This window comes from Streptomyces sp. NPDC049970 (assembly GCF_040660235.1).
Classification (GTDB): domain Bacteria; phylum Actinomycetota; class Actinomycetes; order Streptomycetales; family Streptomycetaceae; genus Streptomyces.
In genome coordinates this window covers 424840-426727 of record NZ_JBFALP010000002.1, presented here as the reverse complement: position 1 = coordinate 426727, position 1888 = coordinate 424840, and the positions used below count along the sequence as shown (strand labels likewise).

The 1888-nt window shown below is 68.3% G+C and carries 2 protein-coding genes; both read right to left on the bottom strand.

Translation table 11 applies throughout. The features are described 5' to 3' along the window. Positions 1 to 18: 18 nt before the first annotated feature. On the bottom strand, positions 19 to 261 hold the full coding sequence (locus AB0I83_RS05185) for a DUF5988 family protein (protein ID WP_356535952.1): 243 nt from the start codon (positions 259 to 261) through the stop codon (positions 19 to 21). A gap of 197 nt (positions 262 to 458) precedes the next feature. Further along, on the bottom strand, positions 459 to 1838 hold the full coding sequence (locus AB0I83_RS05180) for an NDP-hexose 2,3-dehydratase family protein (protein ID WP_356535953.1): 1380 nt from the start codon (positions 1836 to 1838) through the stop codon (positions 459 to 461). Positions 1839 to 1888 lie beyond the last annotated feature (50 nt).

Here is a 1888-nt window from a genome sequence, read left to right as displayed (position 1 = left end):
TGGGCGCGTTGCTCCCGTCTACTCCGCGATCTTGGTGAAGCCGGTCCAGTGGTAGATCCTCGGCTGCGTGCCGTCGGTGTCACCGGACTCGGCGGAGGGCTCGAAATGCTGGTAGCCACCCCAGTACTTGATCTTGATCTTTTCCCGCGCGCCATCCATGTCGACGCGCATGGACCGCCGGTCGTCCGGGAAGTGGTCCGGGCCGCCCACCAACCTGACGTCCACCATGCGCTCGCCGGTCTCCTCGCTGATTCCACTCATGGGATGCCCCTTCTGTGTTTCGCGGTGTGAAGCCGATGCGATGTGAAAGCCGATGCAGTCGTTGAGCCAATGCAGTCGTGAAGCCGATGCGGTCGTTGAGCCGGTGCGTTCGTGGAGTCGGTACGGGGCGCGCTGCCGCGTCGCGATCACGCACCCGGGATACGGGCGGACCGCCGGTGCCCGCGCCTCCCGACCGGTCAGAGGGTGCAGGCGCGCAGACAGGCGATGAGGCTGCGGGCCTGCACATTGAGGTAGTGCCGGTGCTGGAGCAGCCACGTGATCTGCGAAAGGCTCACCCACCGGAAGCCGGGCGGCTCCTCCTCGGGGTGGTCGTCGCCCGCCTCGATGATCATGTAGCGGCTGCGGGAGTGGTAGAAACGGCCGCCCTCCTCCGACATCTCCACGTCGAACAGCACGCGGTCGGTGTACTGGCGGCGTTCCAGGTCGTGCAGCTGCTGCTGGAGGGGGCCGGGCAGGTGGGCGTGGTTCTCGGGGGTGCCCTGGACGGTCGGGGCGAGCTCGATGGCGTCGATGTAGCCGGGTTCGATGCGGGCGCGCAGCAGGACGTGCGGCACACCGTCGAAACGCTTCACGAAGAGGGCGATCAGCCCGATTCCGTACGGCTCGATCAACGGCTGGGTCCATCCGCCGACTTCGCGGCTGTTGGCGACGATGTCGACCGCGTTGACGCTGAAGAAGAGGCCCTTCTCGTGCGAGATGGTCCAGTCGGTCTGCTGCCAGCCGGGCAGGTTCCGCAGCCCGACCACCGTGGTGTTCACGTCGTGGACGGCCTGATTGCTGGTGATCCAGCTCAGGAGTTCGGTGTCGGTGTGCAGGCCGCGCTCGCCGGTGTCGAGGCCGGGGAGGCAGGACAGCACCGTACGGGCGTCCATGTTCACCCGGTGGTCGATGCGGAGTTGCTCCTGCACCTGGCCCAGCGTCATCCAGCAGAAGTCCTCGCCGGCCTCGACCTCGGGCCCGACCTCGACGACCATGTTGCGGTTGCGCTTGCGGTAGAACCAGGCGCCGTGCTCGGACTGGAGCACGTCGGCGATGACGCTGTGCGGTTCCGCCCGTGCGAAGTGCTCGACGTAGGGCACGGTCCGGCCCTGGTGCACGCCCGTGTAGTTGCTCTTGGTGGCCTGCACGGTCGGTGACAGCTGCACGCCGTTCGGGTTGCCCGGCTCGGCCTTGGCCTGCATCAGCAGGTGCAGGACGCCGCCGATCTCGCGTACGGCGATGCCGAGCAGCCCGATCTCGGGTTGCAGGATGATCGGCTGCGCCCACTCGCGTACGGGGCCCTCGTCGACCTCCACCTTCAGCCCGGCCACGGAGAAGAAGCGGCCGCTGTCGTGCACGAGCGCGCCGGTGTCATCGGCGAACGACCAGTTGCGCAGCTGGGAGAACGGGATCCGGGTGACCTCGTGGACCTGGGCCGCGCTGCGGGCGGCGAACCACTTCTCGAACTCCTCGGGCCCGGTCGCGACGCCGCCGGTGGCGCGCGCCGACTCGGTGATCCGCTCGGCAAGACGCAGGTCCTGGCGGCGGAGAGCGCCGGCTCCGGTGGTCTGCGGCATGGTTTCTCCCCCGGATCATCAATCGGTGGGGCACTCCCGCCGGTCGGTGC